This window comes from Pseudomonas sp. K5002 (genome assembly GCF_013386655.1).
In the GTDB taxonomy this organism is placed as follows: domain Bacteria; phylum Pseudomonadota; class Gammaproteobacteria; order Pseudomonadales; family Pseudomonadaceae; genus Aquipseudomonas.
On the sequence record NZ_JACARK010001328.1, the window covers coordinates 1 to 981 of the forward strand.

The window sequence follows — 981 nt, forward strand, 5'->3', positions numbered from 1 at the left end:
GATACCGGCCACCAGGCCGTTGTCGCCATGGCCGGGGTGGGCGAAGGCGAGGGCGGGGGTGAGCAGCAAGGCTGCGGCAGCGAGAAGTGTATTGAGGCGCATGGACAGGCTCCTTGTGGGGGTTGATCAGGCTGCGGTCAGCAAGCCCTGGCGTTCGATGAAGGCGACGATTTCTTCCAGGCCGACGCCGGTTTTCTGATTGCTGAAGACGAAAGGTTTACCGCCGCGCATGCGCTGGGTATCGCTGTTCATCAGTTCCAGGGATGCGCCTACCAGCGGCGCCAGATCGATCTTGTTGATCACCAGCAGGTCGGATTTGCAGATTCCCGGCCCGCCTTTGCGCGGCAGCTTGTCGCCGGCCGACACATCGATCACGTAGATGGTCAGGTCCGACAGTTCCGGGCTGAAGGTGGCCGACAGGTTGTCGCCGCCGGATTCCACCAGGATCAGGTCCAGACCGGGAAAGCGACGGTTGAGTTGGTCGACCGCTTCGAGGTTGATCGAGGCGTCTTCGCGAATCGCGGTGTGGGGGCAGCCGCCGGTTTCCACACCGATGATGCGCTCGGGCGCCAGGGCCTGGTTGCGCACCAGGAAGTCGGCGTCTTCGCGGGTGTAGATATCGTTGGTGACCACCGCCAGGTTGTAGCGATCACGCAGGGCCAGGCACAGGGCCAGGGTCAGGGCGGTCTTGCCGGAGCCGACCGGGCCGCCGATGCCGACGCGCAGGGGTTGGGTGTTCATGTGATTCTCCAAGATAAAGTGCCCTAGGAACGGAACAGGCGGCTGTACTGGCGCTCATGGGCCATGCACGCCAGGGACAGGCCAAACGCGGCGCTGCCGTAGTGATTGGGGTCAAGCTGGCTGGCGTCCTGCTGGGCTTGTTGCAGCAGCGGCAGCAGTTCGCTGGTCAGGCGCTGGGCGGCTTGTTGGCCCAGAGGCAGCGTCTTCATCAGCACCGCCAATTGGTTTTCCAGCCAACTC

The 981-nt window shown here is 63.8% G+C and carries 2 protein-coding genes and 1 pseudogene; all 3 read right to left on the minus strand.

Going from position 1 to position 981, the window contains the following annotated elements; translation table 11 throughout:
• Positions 1 to 102, minus strand: a pseudogene (locus tag HX846_RS36090) (protein hupE); the annotation flags it as partial.
• A gap of 24 nt (positions 103 to 126) precedes the next feature.
• Positions 127 to 741: an urease accessory protein UreG gene (gene ureG / locus HX846_RS36095; protein WP_003217431.1), complete on the minus strand. Its 615-nt coding sequence runs from the start codon at positions 739 to 741 to the stop codon at positions 127 to 129.
• Between the two features lie 23 nt (positions 742 to 764).
• Positions 765 to 981 (minus strand): urease accessory UreF family protein (locus tag HX846_RS36100; protein ID WP_306173205.1); only part of this gene is annotated, 217 nt, incomplete at its 5' end.